Source organism: Bacillus sp. A260, assembly GCF_009861435.1.
Taxonomy (GTDB): domain Bacteria; phylum Bacillota; class Bacilli; order Bacillales; family Bacillaceae_G; genus Bacillus_A; species Bacillus_A cereus.
This window is the reverse complement of the sequence record NZ_CP046398.1, coordinates 5,191,910-5,211,519: the sequence shown is the minus strand read 5'-3', so window position 1 is coordinate 5,211,519 and position 19,610 is coordinate 5,191,910. Positions and strand designations below refer to the sequence as shown.

Below are 19,610 nucleotides of genomic sequence, written 5' to 3'. Positions count from 1 at the left end.
TAGCTTTTATTTTTTAGTACAGTAAAATAAAAATAGATGGAAACGTAGCGAGGATTTAAAGGAGGAAAAAATATGAGAATATTGCATATGAATGCAGGAGCAGAAGATGGGGGAGGGAAAACACATATTATTTCACTTCTCGATCAGTTTCCAACTGGTGAAGTAGAATTAGCAGTATTTGAAGATGGAATTGTTGCGAAGGAAGCAAGGGAGTTAGGGATAAAAGTCCATGTGTTTTCACAAAAATCGCGCTATGATTTATCCATTTTAAAGAATATAAGTGAATTTATTAATAAAGAAAAATTTGATGTAGTTCATACACATGGCCCTAGGGCTAATTTCTATGTTTCTTTAATGAAAAAGAGAATAAAGGCAAAATGGGTAACGACTATTCATAGTGATCCATTTCAAGACTTTACTAAACAGGGCTTAAAAGGTTGGATTTTTACGAAATTAAATTTGAAAGCCTTAAAAAATATAGACTTATTTTTCGTTGTAACAAATAGATTGAAAAAAAGCCTGGCAGCATTAGGTATTTCAAATGAAAAGATGCATGTTATTTATAATGGAATTGAATACGATAAGGAAAAAGCAGAAGGCTATAATAAAAAAGAAATGTTCAATATTGATGAAGATGTATTTACGGCAATCCAAGTAGCACGATTACATCCTGTCAAAGGACATGAAGTTTTATTCGATGCGTTACAACAAACAAAATTAGAGAAAATTAAAGTATTATTAGTTGGCGATGGCCCATTAGAAGAAAATCTAAAGTCATTAGCTACTGAAAAAGGGATTAACGATAAAGTAGAGTTTTTAGGACATCGTCAAGATGTAAAACAATTATTTGCGTCGTCACATGTAAATTTATTAACTTCCCATAGTGAAGGGTTCCCACTAGTTTTATTAGAAGCGGCAAATCAACGCGTACCATCAATTGTGACTAGGGCTGGAGAAATTGAACCATTAATCGTAGATGAAACTTACGGATGGATTGTGCCAACAGGTGATGGAAAGGCATTAGCATTAGCTTTAGAAGAAGCGTATGATAAGTGGAAAACTGGAGAGTTAGCAGCAATGGGTAAACATATTTATGAGCATGCTACTATGAACTTCTCACTTCAAAAACTATATGAAGATACAAAGGAAACATATAAGCAATTAATAGCGAAAAACTTGTAATGATAGAGAGGATAGTTAACTATGGCAGTACAAACAGTTGATATTCTAGGCGTTCCTTTTTCTACAATGACAATGGATGAAACGGTCCAATATTTAAAAGAACAACTAGAAGCGGAGCGAACTCATACGTTTCAGGTAGTAACAGCAAACCCTGAAATTGTTATGTGCGCAAAAAAGGATGAAAAGTTCTATCAAACATTATTGAATACAGATTTAATTACACCTGATGGTATTGGGGTTGTAAAGGCAAGCGGGATGCTTGGTACACCTTTAAAAGAACGTGTAGCAGGTTTTGATTTAATGTGTAATTTACTTGCGAAGTTATCTGAAGATAGTAAGCCGGTATCTGTTTTCTTATTAGGTGCAAAGCCGCATGTTGTACAAGCTGCAGCAGATCATTTAACAAAGACATATTCAGCTGTATCCATCGCCGGTATACAAGATGGTTATTTTAAACAAGAAGACGAAGAGAATATTATTTCTCGCATTCAAGAAGCAAAACCAGATTTATTACTTGTTGCACTTGGTTTCCCGAAACAAGAGAACTTTATCCAAAACAATAAGTATCGTTTAGAAACGAAAATGGCTGTTGGAGTGGGTGGAAGTTTAGACGTATGGGCTGGAGAGGTAAAACGTGCACCAAAATGGATTCAAGCGATTCATTTAGAGTGGTTTTATAGATTATGCAGTAATCCAACACGCTGGCGTCGTCAGTTAGTATTAGCGGAATTTTTAAAAGAAGTAATGCGTTCGAAAAAGTAGCGAAATATCGCTGCTTTTTTTATTTGTTCATTTTTAATAAATTGAAACTTTAATTAGTGAGGCATCCCCACTGATTATTAGCTCTCACCAATCGGGATAGACGTTTTACTTTTTGGGAATGATGAAGGAGAATTTTTTACACAAAAGTATTTTACTTATACAATTCACACATGTAAAATGATGTGTAAAGACACCTGTGTGAGGAGGACTTCTAGTGGGCAAGGTAAAAGAAATTTCGAAGCGCAAACTACTTGGTATAGCTGGGCTTGGATGGCTATTTGATGCAATGGATGTTGGAATGCTTTCATTTGTAATGGTAGCCTTGCAAAAGGATTGGGGATTAAGTACGCAAGAAATGGGCTGGATAGGCAGTATTAACTCAATCGGTATGGCGGTAGGAGCGCTTATTTTTGGGATACTATCAGATAAAATAGGGCGGAAATCAGTCTTTATTATTACATTATTGTTATTTTCTATCGGTAGTGGTTTAACTGCATTAACAACAACACTTGCAATGTTTCTCGTTTTACGCTTTTTAATTGGTATGGGGCTTGGCGGAGAGCTTCCAGTTGCCTCTACACTAGTATCAGAGAGTGTTGAAGCGCATGAGCGTGGGAAAATTGTTGTGTTATTAGAAAGTTTTTGGGCAGGTGGATGGCTAATTGCAGCTCTTATCTCGTATTTTGTTATTCCTAAATATGGTTGGGAAGTTGCGATGGTATTGAGTGCAATTCCAGCACTATATGCTTTATATTTAAGATGGAATTTACCGGATTCCCCAAGGTTCCAAAAAGTTGAAAAAAGGCCATCTGTTATTGAAAATATAAAATCAGTTTGGTCGGGGGAATATCGTAAAGCAACAATTATGCTATGGATTCTATGGTTTTGTGTTGTCTTTTCCTATTATGGAATGTTCCTTTGGTTACCGAGTGTAATGGTGCTAAAAGGGTTTAGTTTAATAAAAAGTTTCCAATACGTACTTATTATGACATTAGCTCAACTTCCAGGATATTTCACCGCTGCTTGGTTTATTGAACGTCTCGGTCGTAAATTTGTTTTGGTTACGTATTTAATTGGGACAGCTTGCAGTGCTTATTTGTTTGGGGTTGCGGATTCATTAACAGTATTAATTGTGGCAGGTATGCTACTATCCTTCTTTAACTTAGGTGCTTGGGGAGCATTATACGCCTATACACCTGAGCAGTATCCAACGGTTATTCGTGGTACAGGTGCAGGAATGGCAGCAGCATTTGGTCGTATCGGTGGTATCCTTGGGCCACTATTAGTGGGATATTTAGTTGCCTCAGAAGCTTCACTATCATTAATATTTACGATTTTCTGTGGATCAATTTTAATTGGTGTATTCGCTGTAATAATACTTGGACAGGAAACGAAGCAACGAGAATTAGTATAAAGTGAAAATTTAAACGTATCCTGGATCGTTTATCATCCTACACTACTTGTCTCTTTATAGGCAGTTAGTACGGGATAAAGGGGGAGAGGAAACCGAAGTGGTTTCCTTTTTTCTGTTTTTTTAGATAAATAATGGTATAGTAAGAAAAAGGGATTATTTCTTATAAAAGCGAATGTATACAACAGGACATATGGACAAAGAATTAGGTGGTTGAAGAAATGAAAATTTTACTGATTATGGAAGAGGCAGAAGAGAGAAGAGAGTTAGCTGAAAATTTCACTGAAAATATGAGAAATGTAGAATGTTTTGAAGCAAAGACAGGAACAGAATCTTTATTTATGATGAAAAAACATATACCAGACTTTGTTTTTTTAAGTTCCAAATTACTAGATGGTACTGGTTTTGAATATGCAAGTTTATTACGAGAAATAAATTGCTATACAAAATTTATTTTTGTAGGTGAAAACATAGAAGAATCTATTACAGCTTTTCGTTTTCAAGCATTTTATTATTTATTGCGACCATTTCGTGAAGAAGATTTACAATTTCTTTTATATAAAATAGGTAAAGAACAAGGTGAGAAAGCAAAGAGTTATTTGCGAAAACTACCGATAGAAAGTCAAGAGGGCATACGATATATTCTTCCAGAAGATATCGTATATGTAAGTAAAAATAAAGAAAATAAAACTGTTTCAATTTACACAACGAATAATCAGTATATTTCAACATATACACTTCAGGAATTAGAAAATAAGCTAAATGCATATGATTTTTTACGTGTACATAAAAGCTATTTAATTAATATGTCATATGTAAAAGAACTGAAACCTTATTATAATGGCACGTATAATTTGTATTTAGATAGGTATGATGAGCAACCGATTCCAGTCAGTCGTAATTATGTAAAACGCCTTCGAAATAACATTGAATTATAGTAGATAATGAGAGTATTTTAACATGATAAACTGAAAATCCTTCATGATAGGGAGGATTCAAGTTAAATATTCAGAAAATTTAGTACAATCTCCACTAAGAAATAGTATTGGGGGAATTGTATGTGAAGACATTGAAATCGATTTTACTTTGGGGCGTTATTACAGCAGTAGGAGCAGGTGCTTTTGGGGTAATAGCTTTATCACAAGGTGAAACCATTAATGCTGTATGGCTCTTAGTAGCTGCCGTATGTGTATATGCAGTTGCTTATCGCTTTTATAGTAGATTTATAGCGAGAAAGGTTTTTAATTTAGATGATAATCGGCAAACACCAGCCCATACATTAAATGATGGGAAAGACTATGTTCCAACAAATAAGTGGGTATTGTTTGGACATCACTTTGCAGCGATTGCTGGAGCGGGACCTTTAGTAGGACCGATTTTAGCGGCACAAATGGGGTATTTACCAGGGACCATTTGGATTATTGTTGGGGTAGTTGTTGCGGGGGCTGTCCAAGATTTTGTTATTTTATTTGCTTCAATGAGACGTAATGGTAAATCGTTAGGAGAAATGATTAAAGATGAGATTGGACCTGTTACAGGACTAATTGCAATGATAGGTATTTTAGGAATTATGATTATTTTATTAGCAGTATTAGCGTTGGTCGTAGTAAAGGCACTAATCGGAAGTCCTTGGGGAATGTTTACGATAGCAGCAACGATTCCTATCGCTATTTTAATGGGAGTTTATATGCGCTATATTAGGCCTGGTCGTGTTGGAGAAGGATCAGTAATTGGTATTATCCTACTTATTTTATCTCTTGTTGGAGGACAGTATGTAGCAGAAAATCCAACACTTGCAAGTATGTTCACATTTAGTGGTGAAACAATTGCTATTATGCTTATTGTATATGGATTTATTGCATCTGCATTACCAGTTTGGATGCTTTTAGCACCACGTGATTATTTAAGTACATTTTTAAAAGTCGGAACAATTGTAGGGTTAGCAATCGGTATCTTAATTGTAGCACCAGATTTACAAATGCCAGCAGTTTCGAAATTTATTGATGGAACTGGTCCTGTGTTCTCTGGAAACCTATTCCCTTTCTTATTTATTACTATTGCTTGTGGTGCAGTGTCTGGATTCCATGCTCTTGTTTCATCAGGTACGACGCCGAAGATGATTGAGCAAGAGGGACACGCACAGCCAATCGGTTATGGAGCAATGTTAATGGAGTCGTTTGTAGCAGCGATGGCGATGATTGCAGCTTGTGTATTAACACCGGGAACGTATTTTGCAATTAATAGTCCCGCAGCACTTATCGGTACAGATGTCTCGCAGGCAGCTCAAGTTATTTCCTCATGGGGATTTGCTATTACACCAAATGAACTAAAAGATCTCGCTGTAAATGTTGGAGAGCAAACGATTTTATCACGTACAGGTGGTGCGCCAACATTAGCGATAGGTATGGCATATATTTTCTCACAAGTAATAGGTGGAACGGCCATGATGGCATTTTGGTATCATTTTGCGATTCTCTTTGAAGCCCTATTTATTTTAACAACGATTGATGCCGGAACGCGTGTCGGCCGATTTATGATTCAAGATATTTTAGGGCATGTATATAAGCCATTTGGGAAAACGGATTCTACATTAGCGAATGTAATCGCTACAACATTATGTGTATTAGGGTGGGGATATTTCTTATACCAAGGGGTAATAGATCCGCTCGGTGGAATTAATACATTATGGCCACTTTTCGGTATTGCAAATCAAATGCTAGCAGGTATTGCATTATTACTTGGAACGACAATTTTGTTCAAAATGGGAAAAAAGGCGTACGTTTGGGTAACACTTATTCCAACTGTCGGGTTGCTGATTGTAACAATGACGGCGGGGTATCAAAAGCTATTTCATGAAAATCCTAAAATTGGATTTCTATCGCATGCAAAGGTATTTCAGAGAGCATTAGATGAGGGAAAAGTGTTAGCGCCAGCTAAAAATGTCGCTCAAATGAAGCAAATTATTTTCAATGATTATATTGATGCAGCGCTTTGTGGGATTTTTATGATAGTTGTAATCGCTGTGTTAATTTCAGCACTTCGAATTTGGATACAAGTATTAAGAAATAAGCCAATGCCGTTAAAAGAGGCACCATATATTCCTAGAGGTGAAAGTGAGTCGAGGAACTATGCTTAAAAAGCTGTGGCAAGTATGGGGGGAAAGGAAGCGCTTTATTAGTTTGCTCGTTGGGGTACCAAGTTATGAAGTATATGTGGAGCATATGAAAAAGCATCATCCTGAAGAAGAGGTTTTATGTCAAAAGCAATTTTTTGCTGAGGCACAAGAAGCAAGATTTAACGCAAAGGGTGGAAAAATATCACGCTGTTGTTAATGAAAAAGGGCGAGTTTTCGCCCTTTTTATTTTTTGCTGTTTCACGTGGAACAGCAAAAAATAAATAAAAACTTTGGGAATTATAGGGATTTCGTATACAATAAAGTAAGGAAAGGGATAGATAGAAAAGTAAGGAGATCATTTTATGTTAAGGGACTTATTTGTAAATACAACAATTATTCTTTCCTTTATTTTTGTTGGAGGTCAGCTTTTAAGAGATAAGCCGTTAAAAGAAGGATTCTCTTTTGGGCAGAAATGTGTAGTAGGCATTTTTACTGGGATACTAGGTATATTACTAATGTATTTCGGTGTTCGTGTTGGTACCATCCTATTGGATTTACGCTACTTAGCTGTTATTCTAGCTGTTATTATTGGAGGGCCGATAGCGAGTACCATAACAATTATTATGATTTTAGTAACTAGACTGTTGTTTATGGATTATTCATTAGCTTCTCAAGTGGCCTTTTATACAATCATTGCGATAGGAATAGGGAGTATCTTTATTTCGCGTATGAAGCTTTCTTTAGGGGAAAAGTGGGTATGGTTACACGCATATATTTTATCTATTCTAATCCCAGCGTTATATATATGGTTAATTAAAGAGATCCACATAGTGGGATTATATTTAATTTCTAGTATTATTACAGGTTACATAACATTCATAAGTGCAAATTATGTTTTACAATCCAATGAGCTATTTCAAACGATGAAGCAATACGCAACGATAGATGCATTGACAGGTCTAGGAAACGTAAGACAGTTTGATTTAGAGATGAATCGTCATATTAGTAATAAACACTTGAAAAACGATTCACTTTGTTTACTACTTATAGATATTGACCATTTTAAGCATGTAAATGATACGTATGGGCACCCAGCGGGAGACGAAGTGTTAAAACAAGTAGGGCATATTTTGCGAGAAATGTCAGCATTTCCGGATTTGGTTTTTCGAAAGGGTGGAGAGGAGTTTGCGCTTTTGATACCAAGGAAAGGAATAGCTTATGGAATTCATGTTGGGGAACAAACTCGTATAGCTGTTGAAAAACATTCATTTGAATTGTTAGATGGAACAAAAATAAAAATTACAGTTTCGGTAGGGGTTTCAGAGTATGAAGGGGCATCAGAGCAATTTATTCAAGCGGCGGATGATGCGTTATACTACTCGAAACGAAATGGTAGAAATAAGGTCAGCTCTGCATCTTAAAGATAAGATGACCGGAAGACATAAAGCTTATAAAAACACTCACAGAGGCAATGTATGAACCTTGTGAGTGTTTTTATTTATATATTAGACAAGTTCTTTTGATACAACGAATTTACGATATGCACCATGGTGAGTTGGACCTACGTATTCGTTAATTTTGAATGAGTAACGAATAGCAGCTGTGATGAATTCTTTAGCAGTTTTTACTGCTTCTTTCACAGGTTTTCCTTTTGCAAGTTCTGCTGTAATTGCAGCAGAATATGTACAACCTGCACCGTGTGTATTGGTTGTATCGATTTTTTCTGATTCTAGAAGTTCGAATGTTTCTCCATCATATAGGACGTCGATTGCAGTTTCCGTACCAAGTTTGCTTCCGCCTTTAATTAGTACGTATTTGGGACCTAAAGCGTGGATTTTCTTCGCTGCTTCTTTCATGTCCTCAAGAGAATTAATTTTCACACCGCTTAATTGGTAAGCTTCAAATAAGTTTGGCGTTACAACTAATGCCTTTGGCACAAGAACGTCACGTAAGCAATCGTTCGTTTCAGGGTGTAATGCTTCATCTGCACCTTTACATACCATAACAGGGTCAACTACTACATTTTTGAAATTGTGCTTTTCGATTGTTTCTGCAACCATTTCAATAATTTCTACTGATCCAAGCATACCTGTTTTTAAAGCGTCTACGCCAACACCTTCAATTGTTGTTTCTAATTGTGGTTTTAATGTAGAAGCTGGGATTGGAAATACGTTATGTGCCCAACCGTTATGTGGATCCATCGTTACGATTGTTGTAAGAGATGTCATTCCGTATACGCCCAGTTCTTGGAATGTTTTTAAATCTGCTTGTATACCAGCACCGCCACTTGTGTCAGAACCAGCGATAGTAAGTGCTTTATTTAATGTCATTATGAAAGCCCCCTCGAGTGATATAATGAAAACTATGTTTTCACCATTATATCAATGTTACGAATAAGTACAAAGTGAAAAGTAGATGATTTATTTTAAGAGCTATTTAAAATCTTGTATGCAGGAGAATGAGTATGTTTCGAGATAATCGTACGAATGAATTAGTTATATTAAAGGAAATTGCAGAAACATTAAATACATCAAATGATACATATCATGTATTGCAAGCTGTCCTCGAGAAATTGCTAAGTGTAACAGGTTTAACGACAGGATGGATTTTTCTTGCGGATGAAAATGGGAAGTATACGAAGTTAATTGATTATCAATTACCAGAGGCACTTACATATGAAAATAAACGCCCGATGTGCGAAGGTGAATGTTGGTGTTTACGAGGTTTTGTAGATGGAAAATTAGAGAGAGCCGTTAATATTATTGAATGTAAAAGAATTAATAATGCAATTGAATATAATTGGGGGGATACGGAGGGCATTCTTCATCATGCTACGGTTCCTTTAAAAGCTGGGGGAGAAAAATTTGGGGTGTTAAATGTTGCAAGTCCGGGTAAAACACATTTTTCAGAAGAAGAATTAGTATTACTCCAATCGGTTGCCTTCCAAATTGGTACGGCTTTAAAGCGAACAAAATTATATGAAAATGAAAAGAGAAGAGCACATTATTATGTGAAATTAGAGCGTTTCATTCAAGATTTAAAAATGATTCATAAGTTTAATGTACTACCTGAAAAGGTGGTAAATCACGTAGGTGAAGTATTTCAATGGAATCAAGTAGCGCTTTTTATTAGGGAGGAAAAAGAATTATCTCTGCGAGCGTCTTACGTTCAGGAAGAGTTACAAGAGGATGTAAAAGAGGCGGCCAAGAAGGCGTTAGAACAAGATGAACCAGTTCTAATAAAACATCAAATAGGACATAATGTACATCTAAATCGAGCTGTTATTGCTACACCAATACATATTCAAAACCATATATTTGGTGTTTTATGTGTTAGTTTGAATAATGGAGAGTTTGATGCTAATACAATAGATGTAATTCAAGCATTATCGAACCATGTTTCGTTAATAATAGAGAATTTGAGGTTAAACGAGCAGCGCCGTGAACTTGTACGAATGGAAGAAAGAAATCGGTTAGCAAGAGATTTACATGATTCTGTTTCGCAAAAATTATTTTCATTAACCTTCATGACAAAAGGCGCCGAGGCAGTTTTAAAAGGTAAAAATGAAAAGGTAGATCAATCTTTGCATGAGATGCGTGAACTTGCGCAAGGAGCTTTGAAAGAAATGAGGACATTAATTTGGCAGCTTCGTCCGGCAGGATTAGAAAAAGGATTATTGCCAGCTCTAAAGCAGTACGGTGAAAATTTGGGACTGAAAATTAGGGAGCAAGTTACGGGTGTTCGTGATTTACCTCGTGTAGTAGAAGAAGCTTTGTGGCGCATAGGCCAAGAAGCACTGAACAATGTAAGTAAGCATGCAGGTGTAAAAGAAGCGACGATTTATTTTACAGTGAATGAGAAAAATGTATCATTAGAAATAGTTGATCAAGGAAAGGGCTTTGTGGAAAAGAATATAAAAGAAAAGAAATCACTAGGTATGACTACGATGCGTGAAAGAGTAGAATTAGTTGGTGGAACAATTAAAATTGTAAGTAGTAATAAACGAACGAGCGTAAAAGTAAATGTACCATTATGATGTGAAAATGAGGGAAGTTTGTGAAAATAAAAGTATTGTTAGTTGATGATCATACAGTCGTTTTAAAAGGATTAGCATTTTTCTTAAGTACACAGGAAGATTTAGAGTTAGTTGGAGAAGCGAATAATGGGAAAGAAGCGTTAGTGAAAGTAGGAGAAACAAATCCCGATGTTATATTAATGGATTTATATATGCCTGAAATGGATGGTGTTGAGGCGACGGCATATATAAAAAAAGAGTATCCAAATGTGAAAGTAATTGTATTAACTAGCTTTTCTGATCAGGCGCATGTGTTACCTGCATTAAGGGCTGGAGCAAGTGGGTATATTTTAAAAGATGTAGAACCAGATCAGCTTGTTGAGGCTATTCGAAGCGCATATAAAGGTAATATTCAATTACATCCGGATATAGCAAATGCTCTTCTCTCTCAAACATTACCTGTAGAAGAAAAGGAAGAAGAATCTTCTATTCAAGTGGATGTGCTAACAGCGAGAGAAAATGAAGTATTGCAGCTATTAGCGAAAGGGATGAGCAATAAGGAAATTGCATCTGTTTTAGTTATTACAGAAAAGACGGTTAAGGCGCATGTAAGTAGTATTTTGAGTAAGTTGAATTTATCTGATCGTACGCAAGCGGCATTATATGCAGTTAAAAATGGAATTGTATAAGACGAAAGTCGTAAGACCAAGTTCGCCTTTAGAAGGTGGACTTTTTTTATGGAAAAATACGTCTATGTGAGGACGAAATTGTCTTTATATAAAGATAAAATATGTTTGTAAGCAACAAAACAACAATTACAAGGGATACCTTTTTTGAAAGCATATAACAACATAAGAGTGAGTACTAGGAGGAATAAATAATGGCAACAGTTTTATTCGTTAAAGCAAATAACCGTCCAGCGGAACAAGCAGTTAGTGTAAAATTATATGAGGCATTTTTAGCAAACTATAAAGAAGCACACCCAAATGATACAGTAGTAGAACTTGATTTATATAAAGAAGAATTACCATACGTAGGCGTAGACATGATCAATGGTACATTCAAGGTAGGTAAAGGATTTGATTTAACAGAAGAAGAAGCAAAAGCAGTAGCAGTTGCTGATAAGTATTTAAATCAATTCCTAGAAGCTGATAAAGTTGTTTTCGGCTTCCCATTATGGAACTTAACGATTCCAGCAGTATTGCACACATATATTGATTATTTAAACCGTGCTGGTAAAACGTTCAAATATACGCCAGAGGGTCCAGTTGGCCTAATTGGAGATAAGAAGATTGCATTATTAAATGCAAGAGGCGGCGTATATTCAGAAGGTCCAGCAGCTGAGGTAGAAATGGCTGTTAAATATGTAGCAAGTATGATGGGCTTCTTCGGCGCAACAAACATGGAAACAGTAGTTATTGAAGGACATAACCAATTCCCAGATAAAGCAGAAGAAATTATTGCTGCAGGTCTTGAAGAAGCAGCTAAAGTAGCAAGTAAATTTTAATTAAAATTATACTCGTCACTCGAAAAAACAGCATTAACGTTTATATGTTAATGCTGTTTTTTTATATTTTTAGTTCATCAGCAAGTTTTTCTAATGTATTTCGATCTTTTATATAATATGTTCGGCCTTCTTTTCTTAAATAATTTTGTTGGCAAAACTGATTTAATACATATAAAAGATGACGGTAGCTGACATTTAAATATTCCGAGGCCTCGGTATGCTTTTCTATATAACAATTATTTTGTTCTGTTAATAAAATAAAAGCAGCTAATCGATTTTCAAAAGGATAACTATAGTTTTTTGCGTAATTTTCAGTGCGAGTAATTGTCTTTTCTCCAATAAATTTGCATAAGTGCTGTAAAAATGTTGCATCTTGTAATAAAAGTTGCTGACAATCTTTAAGAGGAAGTGCCAAACACACACAATCTTCTAGTACTTCAACGGACTTAGTAATATTTTCTACCCCTATTAATCCTAATTCCCCGATAAAAGATGGTGCTTGAATAAAATTAATTAATGAAACCTTCCCGTTTTTATGACTCATATATATTTTGGCTCTCCCAGAAATCAAGTAATAGAGATAAGGGAGAGCATTTCCTTCACTACATATCATCTCTTTCGTTTGAAAAGAATGCAGCTCTACATATGGCAAGACATGAAATGAAAATAGGGTATGGAATTGATGGATTCGCATGTATTGATAAATTTCTTCCTCATTTTTGCTGATTTTCATATTTTCACCCCTATGTATAGTATGAGATATCTCCTATTATCTTTACAAGAAGGAATGATACGATTTATGTAAATTTGTTTTTATAGAAAAGAGAGTGTGATGAATTTATGAAAAAATATAAAACATTGTTATTTGATGTAGATGATACATTACTAGACTTCCAAAAGGCTGAAAAAGTGGCTTTACGGGTACTTTTTGAAGAGAAGGGAATCCCTTTAACAGACGAGATAGAGGCTCGTTATAAAAAAATAAATAAAGGTCTTTGGGATGCTTTTGAAAAAGGTGAACTATCACGCAATGAAGTTGTAAATACACGATTCTCTCTGTTGTTTAAAGAGTATGGAGAAGAAGTAAATGGAATATTATTCGAAAATAATTATCGTAACTACTTAGAAGAAGGAAATCAACTCATGCAAGGTGCATTTGAATTTATAAATCAAATTCAAGGGGAGTATGAATTGTATATAGTGACAAATGGTGTTTCTAAGACGCAAGATAAACGTTTGCGCAATGCAGGGTTACATTCATTATTTAAAGATGTCTTTGTTTCGGAAGATACAGGTTTTCAAAAACCGATGAAAGAGTATTTTGATTATGTTTTTGAACGGATTCCTAACTTTGCACCTGAAGAAGGGCTGATTATTGGTGATTCATTAAGCGCTGATATTAAAGGTGGATATGTAGCGGGAATTGATACTTGTTGGTTTAATCCAGAAAGGAAATTAAATGATAGTGGGATTATACCGACATATGAAGTGCATAATTTTGAGGAGTTAGAAGCGTTATTAAAGCAGCATGTGTAATAAAAAAATAGGCAGTGGAGCTTTCGTCCCCACTGCCTATTTTTATTAATTTTTATTTTCGTTATGTTTTGGGAGGGGAAAGGCATTCCCGATAGCAGCTGCACCAAGCATGGGCAATAGTAAATTAAGCGGGAAAAACATAAGTAATAGTAATGTTATAGCTATTGGCTTTCGTAACGCATAGCTTGAAATTGCTGTTGTTACGATGGCAACAGATGCTACTGGATCTATAGGAAGAATAGATGCTACAGCGTATCCGATACTTGACCCAGAAAATATAATTGGGAAGATATGTCCACCTCGCCACCCTGTGTTCAAACAAACGGCAGTAATGCACAACTTTAAAATCCCTGAAAGAAGTAGTATCCAAAAAGATAAATGGCTCCATTCAACAACTAATTCTTTTAATTGATGTTCCCCTGAAAATAATGTGTACGGAAGAAAGGTTCCCGCAATTCCTAATAAAATACCACCGATAATTCCGAGTGTCAGCTTGTATTCTCTAAAAGGGTGAATTAACTTTTCTAATGTGAATTCTAACTTGAAATAAAAGAAACCAACTATAGCACCGATACTAGCAAGTGGAAGAAATGCAATCCATTCATTGAAAGAAAGTGTACCTTCTCCGAAATCAACAATAAAGGATCCACGATTATCAAGTTTACTCAGTAGTAAATAAACAGAAAAACCTGCGAAAGTAGTAGCTAAGTATACAATCGCTTTTTTTCCTTTAGAAAAAGCAGCAATTTCTTCCCCCTCATTTTCATTTGGTGCTAAATAACCGAATAATGGTGCGTTAAAAATGACACTTAAAGTAGCGCCAATTCCGATCTCGGTTAGCTCATTCATACCCTTTAAGGCAAATTTAAAGCGATCCCCTACCCATGTGCACAGTCCGCCTATAATTCCAACTAGTGCGGCTTCTGGACCAAGACTAGCACCGAAAATTAAAACAATAATCGCTGTTAAAGTAGCCCGATGGACAAAGCGATATTCGATTTGACCAGTTTTTTTATATTCAGCCATTACTTCAGGCATAAGGCGTGGGTATGTACCGAAATATTTTTGTGATAGACCAACAAGGCCCCCGCCAATTATTGTTACGCAAAGGGTGTAATAAGAGGGAAAAGAGAGAACTTCAGGCAAGTATCCCCAAATAAAGTGGATTCCAATATTTATTGTGACTAAAAATAACCAGACTGTAGCTCCTACTATAGATCCTAGAAGAATGCCATATAGAGCAAGTATGTAATGCATATCTTTTTTATTTGTCATGTTATACCTCCGTTATGTAAATCTTAGTAGGGAAAAAAGTGAAATATACTAGTGAAAAATGGATTGAATATATATAGTATCTTTTTGAGAAGATGGCCTATTCAATATATAGGCTAACTTTTGGGGAATTTGAATTTATAGGTTAAATTACTTATTTAATTTTATAGACTGATTTGAGGTTTTTAAAGGTCTTTTTTGAAATAGACTAGAATATATTTCTTTTGTTGCTTTATATGAAACTGTTAACATTTATTTTAGAACATTCAGAAAAACTGTTTGACATTAGGAAATTATTGCTATAAAATCAACGGTAATTGCATAGTCTTATCAAGAAAAGGTGGAGGGACAGGCCCGATGAAACCTTGGCAACAGCCGTATAACGGAATTGTGCCAAATCCTGCAGGTAGTAATCCTGAGAGATAAGAAAGAGCCTTTAGAGCGTGTTTTCAAACTGCTCCTTTCTTGTTTTCAGGAAAGGGGCAGTTTTTTATTTTGTATAAAAGAAAGGAGAATGAGAGATGGGAGAATCATGGGGAAAAGGAACAATTTGTGTGCAAGGTGGCTATACGCCAAAGAATGGTGAACCACGTGTTTTACCACTTTATCAAAGCACAACGTATAAATACGATACTTCGGATGATTTAGCAGCTCTATTTAACTTAGAGGCAGAAGGATATATTTATACACGTATTGGAAACCCTACTCTAGCAGCATTTGAGCAGAAGTTATCAGATTTAGAAGGCGGTGTAGGAGCTGTTGCAACGGCTTCTGGGCAAGCAGCTATTATGCTCGCAGTTTTAAATATTTGTAGTAGTGGAGACCATTTACTTTGCTCTTCAACTGTTTACGGGGGAACGTTTAATTTATTTGGGGTGAGTTTACGTAAGCTTGGCATTGATGTTACGTTCTTTAATCCAAATTTAACGGCAGATGAAATTACGGCGCTTGCTAATGACAAGACGAAACTTATCTATGCAGAATCGTTAGGAAATCCAGCGATGAATGTTTTAAATTTTAAAGAATTTTCAGCTGCCGCTAAAGAATTAGAGGTACCTTTTATCGTTGATAATACATTAGCAACTCCTTATTTATGCCAGGCGTTTGAACATGGGGCAAATATTATTGTTCATTCTACGACTAAATATATCGATGGGCATGCGAGCTCCTTAGGCGGTATTGTAATTGACGGTGGAAACTTTGATTGGACAAATGGAAGGTATCCTGAACTTGTTGAACCAGATCCAAGTTATCACGGTGTAAGTTACGTTCAAAACTTTGGTACAGCAGCGTATATTGTGAAAGCACGTGTTCAGCTATTAAGAGATTATGGAAATTGTATGAGCCCATTCAATGCATATATTAGCAATATTGGCTTAGAAACATTGCATTTACGAATGGAACGTCATAGTGAAAATGCTCTTGCAGTTGCTAAGTGGCTTGCTAATCATGAACGTATTGAATGGGTGAATTATCCAGGCTTAGATAGTAATGAAAATTACTCATTAGCACAACAGTACTTGAAAAAAGGTGCTAGTGGTGTTTTAACTTTCGGTATTAAAGGCGGATTAGAAGCAGCAAAAGAATTTATCGCAAATGTAAAACTAGCAACTCTTGTAACGCACGTAGCTGATGCACGAACTTGCGTTATACATCCTGCTAGTACGACGCATAGACAATTAAATGCTGAAGATCAGCGTTTAGCGGGTGTTACATCTGATTTAATTCGTTTATCGGTTGGTATAGAAGATGTTTCTGATATTATTGCAGATTTGGAAGCAGCTCTAGTTGGAGGCAAAACACATGCCGATCATAATTGATAAAGATTTACCGGCTCGCAAAGTGTTGCAAAAAGAAAATATTTTTGTAATGACGAAGGAGCGGGCAGAAACACAAGATATACGTGCTTTAAAAATTGCTATATTAAATTTAATGCCAACGAAACAAGATACAGAGGCGCAATTACTTCGCTTAATTGGAAACACACCGTTACAATTAGATGTTCATTTGCTTCATATGGAATCACATCTATCGCGTAATGTAACGCAAGAACATTTAACAAGCTTTTATAAAACGTTTCGTGATATTGAAAATGAAAAGTTTGATGGGCTCATTATTACAGGAGCGCCAGTGGAGACCCTTGCTTTTGAAGAGGTAGATTATTGGGAAGAGCTTAAACATATTATGGAGTATTCAAAAACGAATGTAACATCTACGCTCCATATTTGCTGGGGGGCACAGGCTGGCTTGTACTATCATTATGATGTTCCAAAGTATCCCCTTAAGGAAAAAGTGTTCGGTGTATTTGAACATGAAGTTTGCGAGCAACATGTGAAATTATTACAAGGATTTGATGAATTGTTTTTTGCTCCGCATTCTCGTCATACAGAAGTACGAGAGAATGATATTAGAGGAGTGAAAGAATTAACATTGTTAGCAAACTCTGAAGAAGCAGGTGTTCACCTTGTTATTGGGCCAGAAGGAAGGCAAGTGTTTGCTCTTGGACATAGCGAATATAGTTGTGAGACGTTAAAACAAGAATACGAACGAGATCGTGACAAGGGATTAAATATTGATGTGCCAAAAAACTATTTTAAACATAATAATCCAGATGAAAAGCCGCTTGTTAGATGGAGGAGTCATGGTAATTTATTGTTTTCTAATTGGTTGAATTATTACGTGTATCAAGAAACCCCTTATATATTGTAAAGAAAGATTGTGTAACACGTGGCAACGTTTTCCTTGTAAAGATTAACCTTTATTTTTCCGAATGTTCAAAATACATTGTTTTTCAGATTTTTTACTCATATAATTTCATCTAAACACAATTTTTGAGGGGTGGACAGTACTATGAAAGAAATTCAAGTTGGGTTATTAGGTCTTGGGACAGTTGGCAGTGGTGTGGTTCGTATTATTACGGATCATCAAGAACGACTCATACACCAAGTAGGTTGCCCAGTGAAGGTAACGAAAGTATTAGTGCAAAACATTGAGAAAGAGAGAGAGGTAGAGGTACCTTCTACTCTATTAACACAAGATGCAAATGAAATTTTAGATAATCCAAATATTGATGTTGTTATTGAAGTGATGGGTGGCATTGATGATGCAAAATCATATATTTTACAAGCTTTAAAAAGCGGAAAGCATGTTGTAACTGCAAATAAAGACTTAATGGCATTACATGGAGCTGAATTATTAGCAACAGCAAAAGATAATAAGGCTGATTTATTCTATGAGGCGAGTGTGGCAGGGGGAATTCCAATTTTACGCAGTATCGTAGAAGGACTTTCTTCAGATCTTATTACGAAAGTAATGGGAATTGTAAATGGAACAACAAATTTTATTTTGACGAAAATGTCAGACGAAGGGAGAGCATATAACGACGTGTTAAAAGAAGCCCAACAACTTGGATTTGCAGAAGCAGATCCAACATCAGATGTAGAAGGTTTAGATGCAGCAAGAAAAATGACGATTTTAGCTACCCTCGGTTTCTCTACAAATGTAGAGCTTGGAGATGTGAAAGTAAAAGGGATTACCTCTATTACAGAGGAAGATATTGAATACAGTAAGAGCTTAGGTTATACAATTAAATTAATCGGTCTTGCAAAACGAGATGGTGAAAAATTGGAGGTTACAGTTGAACCAACTTTACTTCCAAATACACATCCTCTTGCAGCAGTACAAAATGAATATAACGCTGTGTATGTGTACGGTGAAGCAGTTGGGGAAACGATGTTTTATGGACCAGGCGCAGGAAGTTTACCGACAGCTACAGCTGTTGTTTCGGATTTAGTTGCTGTAATGCAAAATATTAGATTAGGGGTAACAGGAAATAGTGCTGTAGTCCCACAATATCAAAAAGTATTAAAAGAGCCAGACGAAATTGTCGTGAAAAAGTTTTTAAGACTGCATGTAAAAGACGAAATTGGTGTATTTGCAAAAATTACTTCATTGTTCTCTGAGCGCGGAGTTAGCTTTGAGAAAATTATTCAAATGCCGCTTGAAGAGAAAGGAAAGGCTGAAATTGTAATTGTAACGCATCGTGCGTCTCTTGCTGATTATGATTATATTCTACATACGTTGCAAGGGTATGAAGAAATAGATTGTTTGAAAGCGAACTATCGAATTGAAGGGGATGCTAAGTAGTATCTCTTACCATAAAACAGAAAGAGCCTATTAAGCAGCTTGCTCAATAGGCTCTTTTCTATTTAAAATCTGCGTACCAACTTGAATAAATGCTTGGATAATCCAGCCTGTTGTAAAGGATAAGATGATTGTTCCAAAATAGATAGGTCCATCTAATAAAAAGCTTAACGTTAAAAATAAAAAGGCTAATGAAATCTCTGTTCTTCTAAACGTCCATTTTTTCTTCTCGGCAACCGTTAAAACGAAAGCTTCTTGAGGCGCTGCACAAAGGTTTGTAGAGACGTAAAGACCAATTCCAGCTCCAACGAATAGATTTCCGCAAATAAGTGTTATATATTTTGGAAGAGAGCGGATAGCGTCCATAATAGTTGTAATGGAACCAATCCAATCAACAAAAAGAGAAATAATAACCATCGTTACAATTGTACCGATTGTAATTTGTTTTCTATTCCAAAAGAGTACGATAAGTGTAAAGGCAAAGTTAATCATGAAAATCCAAAAACCAATACTTATCCCAAAATTTTGATATAGTGCAATAAAGAAGGAATCATAAGGGCTAAGTCCAAAGGAAGTAATTGTCGTCATCATATTAATACCGATGGCAAGAATGAGTAAACCGCCAATGAAAAATATATATTCTAATTTGAATCGAAGCATAGTTGTA

General features: G+C 35.7%; 18 protein-coding genes and 1 riboswitch. Of the genes, 14 read left to right on the top strand and 4 right to left on the bottom strand.

From position 1 onward, the window contains the following. Window positions 1-72 precede the first annotated feature (72 nt). From GD442_RS26455 to GD442_RS26425, 7 genes are all read left to right on the top strand, one after another. Entirely contained in the window at window positions 73-1,182 is a 1,110-nt protein-coding gene (locus tag GD442_RS26455) for a glycosyltransferase family 4 protein (protein WP_001221227.1), read from the top strand. A gap of 21 nt (window positions 1,183-1,203) precedes the next feature. Beyond that, complete coding sequence (locus GD442_RS26450) at window positions 1,204-1,944, top strand: WecB/TagA/CpsF family glycosyltransferase (protein ID WP_159365234.1); 741 nt, start codon at window positions 1,204-1,206, stop codon at window positions 1,942-1,944. 214 nt (window positions 1,945-2,158) lie between these two features. Beyond that, entirely contained in the window at window positions 2,159-3,358 is a 1,200-nt protein-coding gene (locus GD442_RS26445; protein ID WP_000521075.1) for an MFS transporter, read from the top strand. Between the two features lie 218 nt (window positions 3,359-3,576). Then, window positions 3,577-4,293, top strand: coding sequence for a LytR/AlgR family response regulator transcription factor (locus GD442_RS26440; RefSeq protein ID WP_000698256.1), 717 nt, complete (start codon window positions 3,577-3,579; stop codon window positions 4,291-4,293). Between the two features lie 122 nt (window positions 4,294-4,415). Further along, window positions 4,416-6,491, top strand: coding sequence for a carbon starvation protein CstA (gene cstA / locus GD442_RS26435; RefSeq protein WP_159365233.1), 2,076 nt, complete (start codon window positions 4,416-4,418; stop codon window positions 6,489-6,491). Next, window positions 6,484-6,687, top strand: coding sequence for a YbdD/YjiX family protein (locus GD442_RS26430; RefSeq protein ID WP_000914503.1), 204 nt, complete (start codon window positions 6,484-6,486; stop codon window positions 6,685-6,687). Before cstA ends, GD442_RS26430 begins: the two co-directional genes overlap by 8 nt. Before the next feature lie 145 nt (window positions 6,688-6,832). Next, window positions 6,833-7,891, top strand: a complete 1,059-nt coding sequence (locus GD442_RS26425) for a GGDEF domain-containing protein (RefSeq protein WP_000942917.1) — start codon at window positions 6,833-6,835, stop codon at window positions 7,889-7,891. A gap of 84 nt (window positions 7,892-7,975) precedes the next feature. Here the strand turns inward: GD442_RS26425 and pdxK are convergent, their stop codons facing one another. Next, window positions 7,976-8,800 (bottom strand): pyridoxine/pyridoxal/pyridoxamine kinase, encoded by an 825-nt coding sequence (pdxK, locus tag GD442_RS26420; RefSeq protein WP_000174260.1) that lies wholly within the window; start codon window positions 8,798-8,800, stop codon window positions 7,976-7,978. 134 nt (window positions 8,801-8,934) lie between these two features. Here pdxK and GD442_RS26415 point away from each other — a divergent pair, with 134 nt between their 5' ends. The 3 genes from GD442_RS26415 (at window position 8,935) to GD442_RS26405 (ending at window position 11,992) form a co-directional block, all read left to right on the top strand. Continuing rightward, window positions 8,935-10,506, top strand: a complete 1,572-nt coding sequence (locus GD442_RS26415; protein ID WP_000488138.1) for a GAF domain-containing sensor histidine kinase — start codon at window positions 8,935-8,937, stop codon at window positions 10,504-10,506. Window positions 10,507-10,526: 20 nt separating this feature from the next. Next, complete coding sequence (locus tag GD442_RS26410; protein ID WP_000695801.1) at window positions 10,527-11,174, top strand: response regulator; 648 nt, start codon at window positions 10,527-10,529, stop codon at window positions 11,172-11,174. 191 nt (window positions 11,175-11,365) lie between these two features. After that, entirely contained in the window at window positions 11,366-11,992 is a 627-nt protein-coding gene (locus GD442_RS26405; RefSeq protein ID WP_000246735.1) for an FMN-dependent NADH-azoreductase, read from the top strand. A 61-nt stretch (window positions 11,993-12,053) separates the two neighbouring features. Here GD442_RS26405 and GD442_RS26400 read toward each other — a convergent pair whose 3' ends face one another. Beyond that, a complete protein-coding gene (locus GD442_RS26400; RefSeq protein WP_006921968.1) occupies window positions 12,054-12,725 on the bottom strand; it encodes a transcriptional regulator YeiL in 672 nt (223 codons plus the stop codon). 107 nt (window positions 12,726-12,832) lie between these two features. Between GD442_RS26400 and GD442_RS26395 the strand changes: the two genes are divergently transcribed. Further along, a complete protein-coding gene (locus GD442_RS26395; RefSeq protein ID WP_000760196.1) occupies window positions 12,833-13,528 on the top strand; it encodes a YjjG family noncanonical pyrimidine nucleotidase in 696 nt (231 codons plus the stop codon). 45 nt (window positions 13,529-13,573) lie between these two features. On the opposite strand, the gene GD442_RS26390 is transcribed toward GD442_RS26395, so the two are convergent. After that, on the bottom strand, window positions 13,574-14,803 hold the full coding sequence (locus tag GD442_RS26390; RefSeq protein ID WP_159365232.1) for a chloride channel protein: 1,230 nt from the start codon (window positions 14,801-14,803) through the stop codon (window positions 13,574-13,576). Between the two features lie 321 nt (window positions 14,804-15,124). Further along, a riboswitch (SAM riboswitch) is annotated at window positions 15,125-15,229 on the top strand. A 92-nt stretch (window positions 15,230-15,321) separates the two neighbouring features. On the opposite strand from GD442_RS26390, the gene GD442_RS26385 reads away from it, so the two are divergent. The 3 genes from GD442_RS26385 to GD442_RS26375 all read left to right on the top strand — a co-directional run bounded on the left by GD442_RS26385 (window position 15,322) and on the right by GD442_RS26375 (window position 18,946). Beyond that, on the top strand, window positions 15,322-16,620 hold the full coding sequence (locus tag GD442_RS26385) for a bifunctional O-acetylhomoserine aminocarboxypropyltransferase/cysteine synthase (RefSeq protein ID WP_000504783.1): 1,299 nt from the start codon (window positions 15,322-15,324) through the stop codon (window positions 16,618-16,620). Next, window positions 16,604-17,509, top strand: a complete 906-nt coding sequence (gene metA / locus GD442_RS26380) for a homoserine O-acetyltransferase MetA (protein ID WP_001121533.1) — start codon at window positions 16,604-16,606, stop codon at window positions 17,507-17,509. The genes GD442_RS26385 and metA overlap by 17 nt, the downstream gene beginning before the upstream one ends. Window positions 17,510-17,650: 141 nt before the next feature. Then, window positions 17,651-18,946, top strand: coding sequence for a homoserine dehydrogenase (locus tag GD442_RS26375; RefSeq protein WP_000659109.1), 1,296 nt, complete (start codon window positions 17,651-17,653; stop codon window positions 18,944-18,946). Window positions 18,947-18,976: 30 nt separating this feature from the next. Here GD442_RS26375 and GD442_RS26370 read toward each other — a convergent pair whose 3' ends face one another. Next, a complete protein-coding gene (locus GD442_RS26370) occupies window positions 18,977-19,603 on the bottom strand; it encodes a YczE/YyaS/YitT family protein (protein ID WP_000943414.1) in 627 nt (208 codons plus the stop codon). Between the last annotated feature and the right edge of the window lie 7 nt (window positions 19,604-19,610).

Excerpts from the sequence above, each read along its gene's own strand:
- GD442_RS26455 (WP_001221227.1), top strand. The coding sequence starts at position 73 with ATGAGAATATTGCATATGAATGCAGGAGCAGAAGATGGGGGAGGGAAA.
- GD442_RS26450 (WP_159365234.1), top strand. The coding sequence starts at position 1,204 with ATGGCAGTACAAACAGTTGATATTCTAGGCGTTCCTTTTTCTACAATG.
- GD442_RS26440 (WP_000698256.1), top strand. The coding sequence starts at position 3,577 with ATGAAAATTTTACTGATTATGGAAGAGGCAGAAGAGAGAAGAGAGTTA.
- GD442_RS26430 (WP_000914503.1), top strand. The coding sequence starts at position 6,484 with ATGCTTAAAAAGCTGTGGCAAGTATGGGGGGAAAGGAAGCGCTTTATT.
- GD442_RS26425 (WP_000942917.1), top strand. The coding sequence starts at position 6,833 with ATGTTAAGGGACTTATTTGTAAATACAACAATTATTCTTTCCTTTATT.
- pdxK (WP_000174260.1), bottom strand. The coding sequence starts at position 8,800 with ATGACATTAAATAAAGCACTTACTATCGCTGGTTCTGACACAAGTGGC.
- GD442_RS26415 (WP_000488138.1), top strand. The coding sequence starts at position 8,935 with ATGTTTCGAGATAATCGTACGAATGAATTAGTTATATTAAAGGAAATT.
- GD442_RS26405 (WP_000246735.1), top strand. The coding sequence starts at position 11,366 with ATGGCAACAGTTTTATTCGTTAAAGCAAATAACCGTCCAGCGGAACAA.
- GD442_RS26400 (WP_006921968.1), bottom strand. The coding sequence starts at position 12,725 with ATGAAAATCAGCAAAAATGAGGAAGAAATTTATCAATACATGCGAATC.
- GD442_RS26395 (WP_000760196.1), top strand. The coding sequence starts at position 12,833 with ATGAAAAAATATAAAACATTGTTATTTGATGTAGATGATACATTACTA.
- GD442_RS26390 (WP_159365232.1), bottom strand. The coding sequence starts at position 14,803 with ATGACAAATAAAAAAGATATGCATTACATACTTGCTCTATATGGCATT.
- GD442_RS26385 (WP_000504783.1), top strand. The coding sequence starts at position 15,322 with ATGGGAGAATCATGGGGAAAAGGAACAATTTGTGTGCAAGGTGGCTAT.
- metA (WP_001121533.1), top strand. The coding sequence starts at position 16,604 with ATGCCGATCATAATTGATAAAGATTTACCGGCTCGCAAAGTGTTGCAA.
- GD442_RS26375 (WP_000659109.1), top strand. The coding sequence starts at position 17,651 with ATGAAAGAAATTCAAGTTGGGTTATTAGGTCTTGGGACAGTTGGCAGT.
- GD442_RS26370 (WP_000943414.1), bottom strand. The coding sequence starts at position 19,603 with ATGCTTCGATTCAAATTAGAATATATATTTTTCATTGGCGGTTTACTC.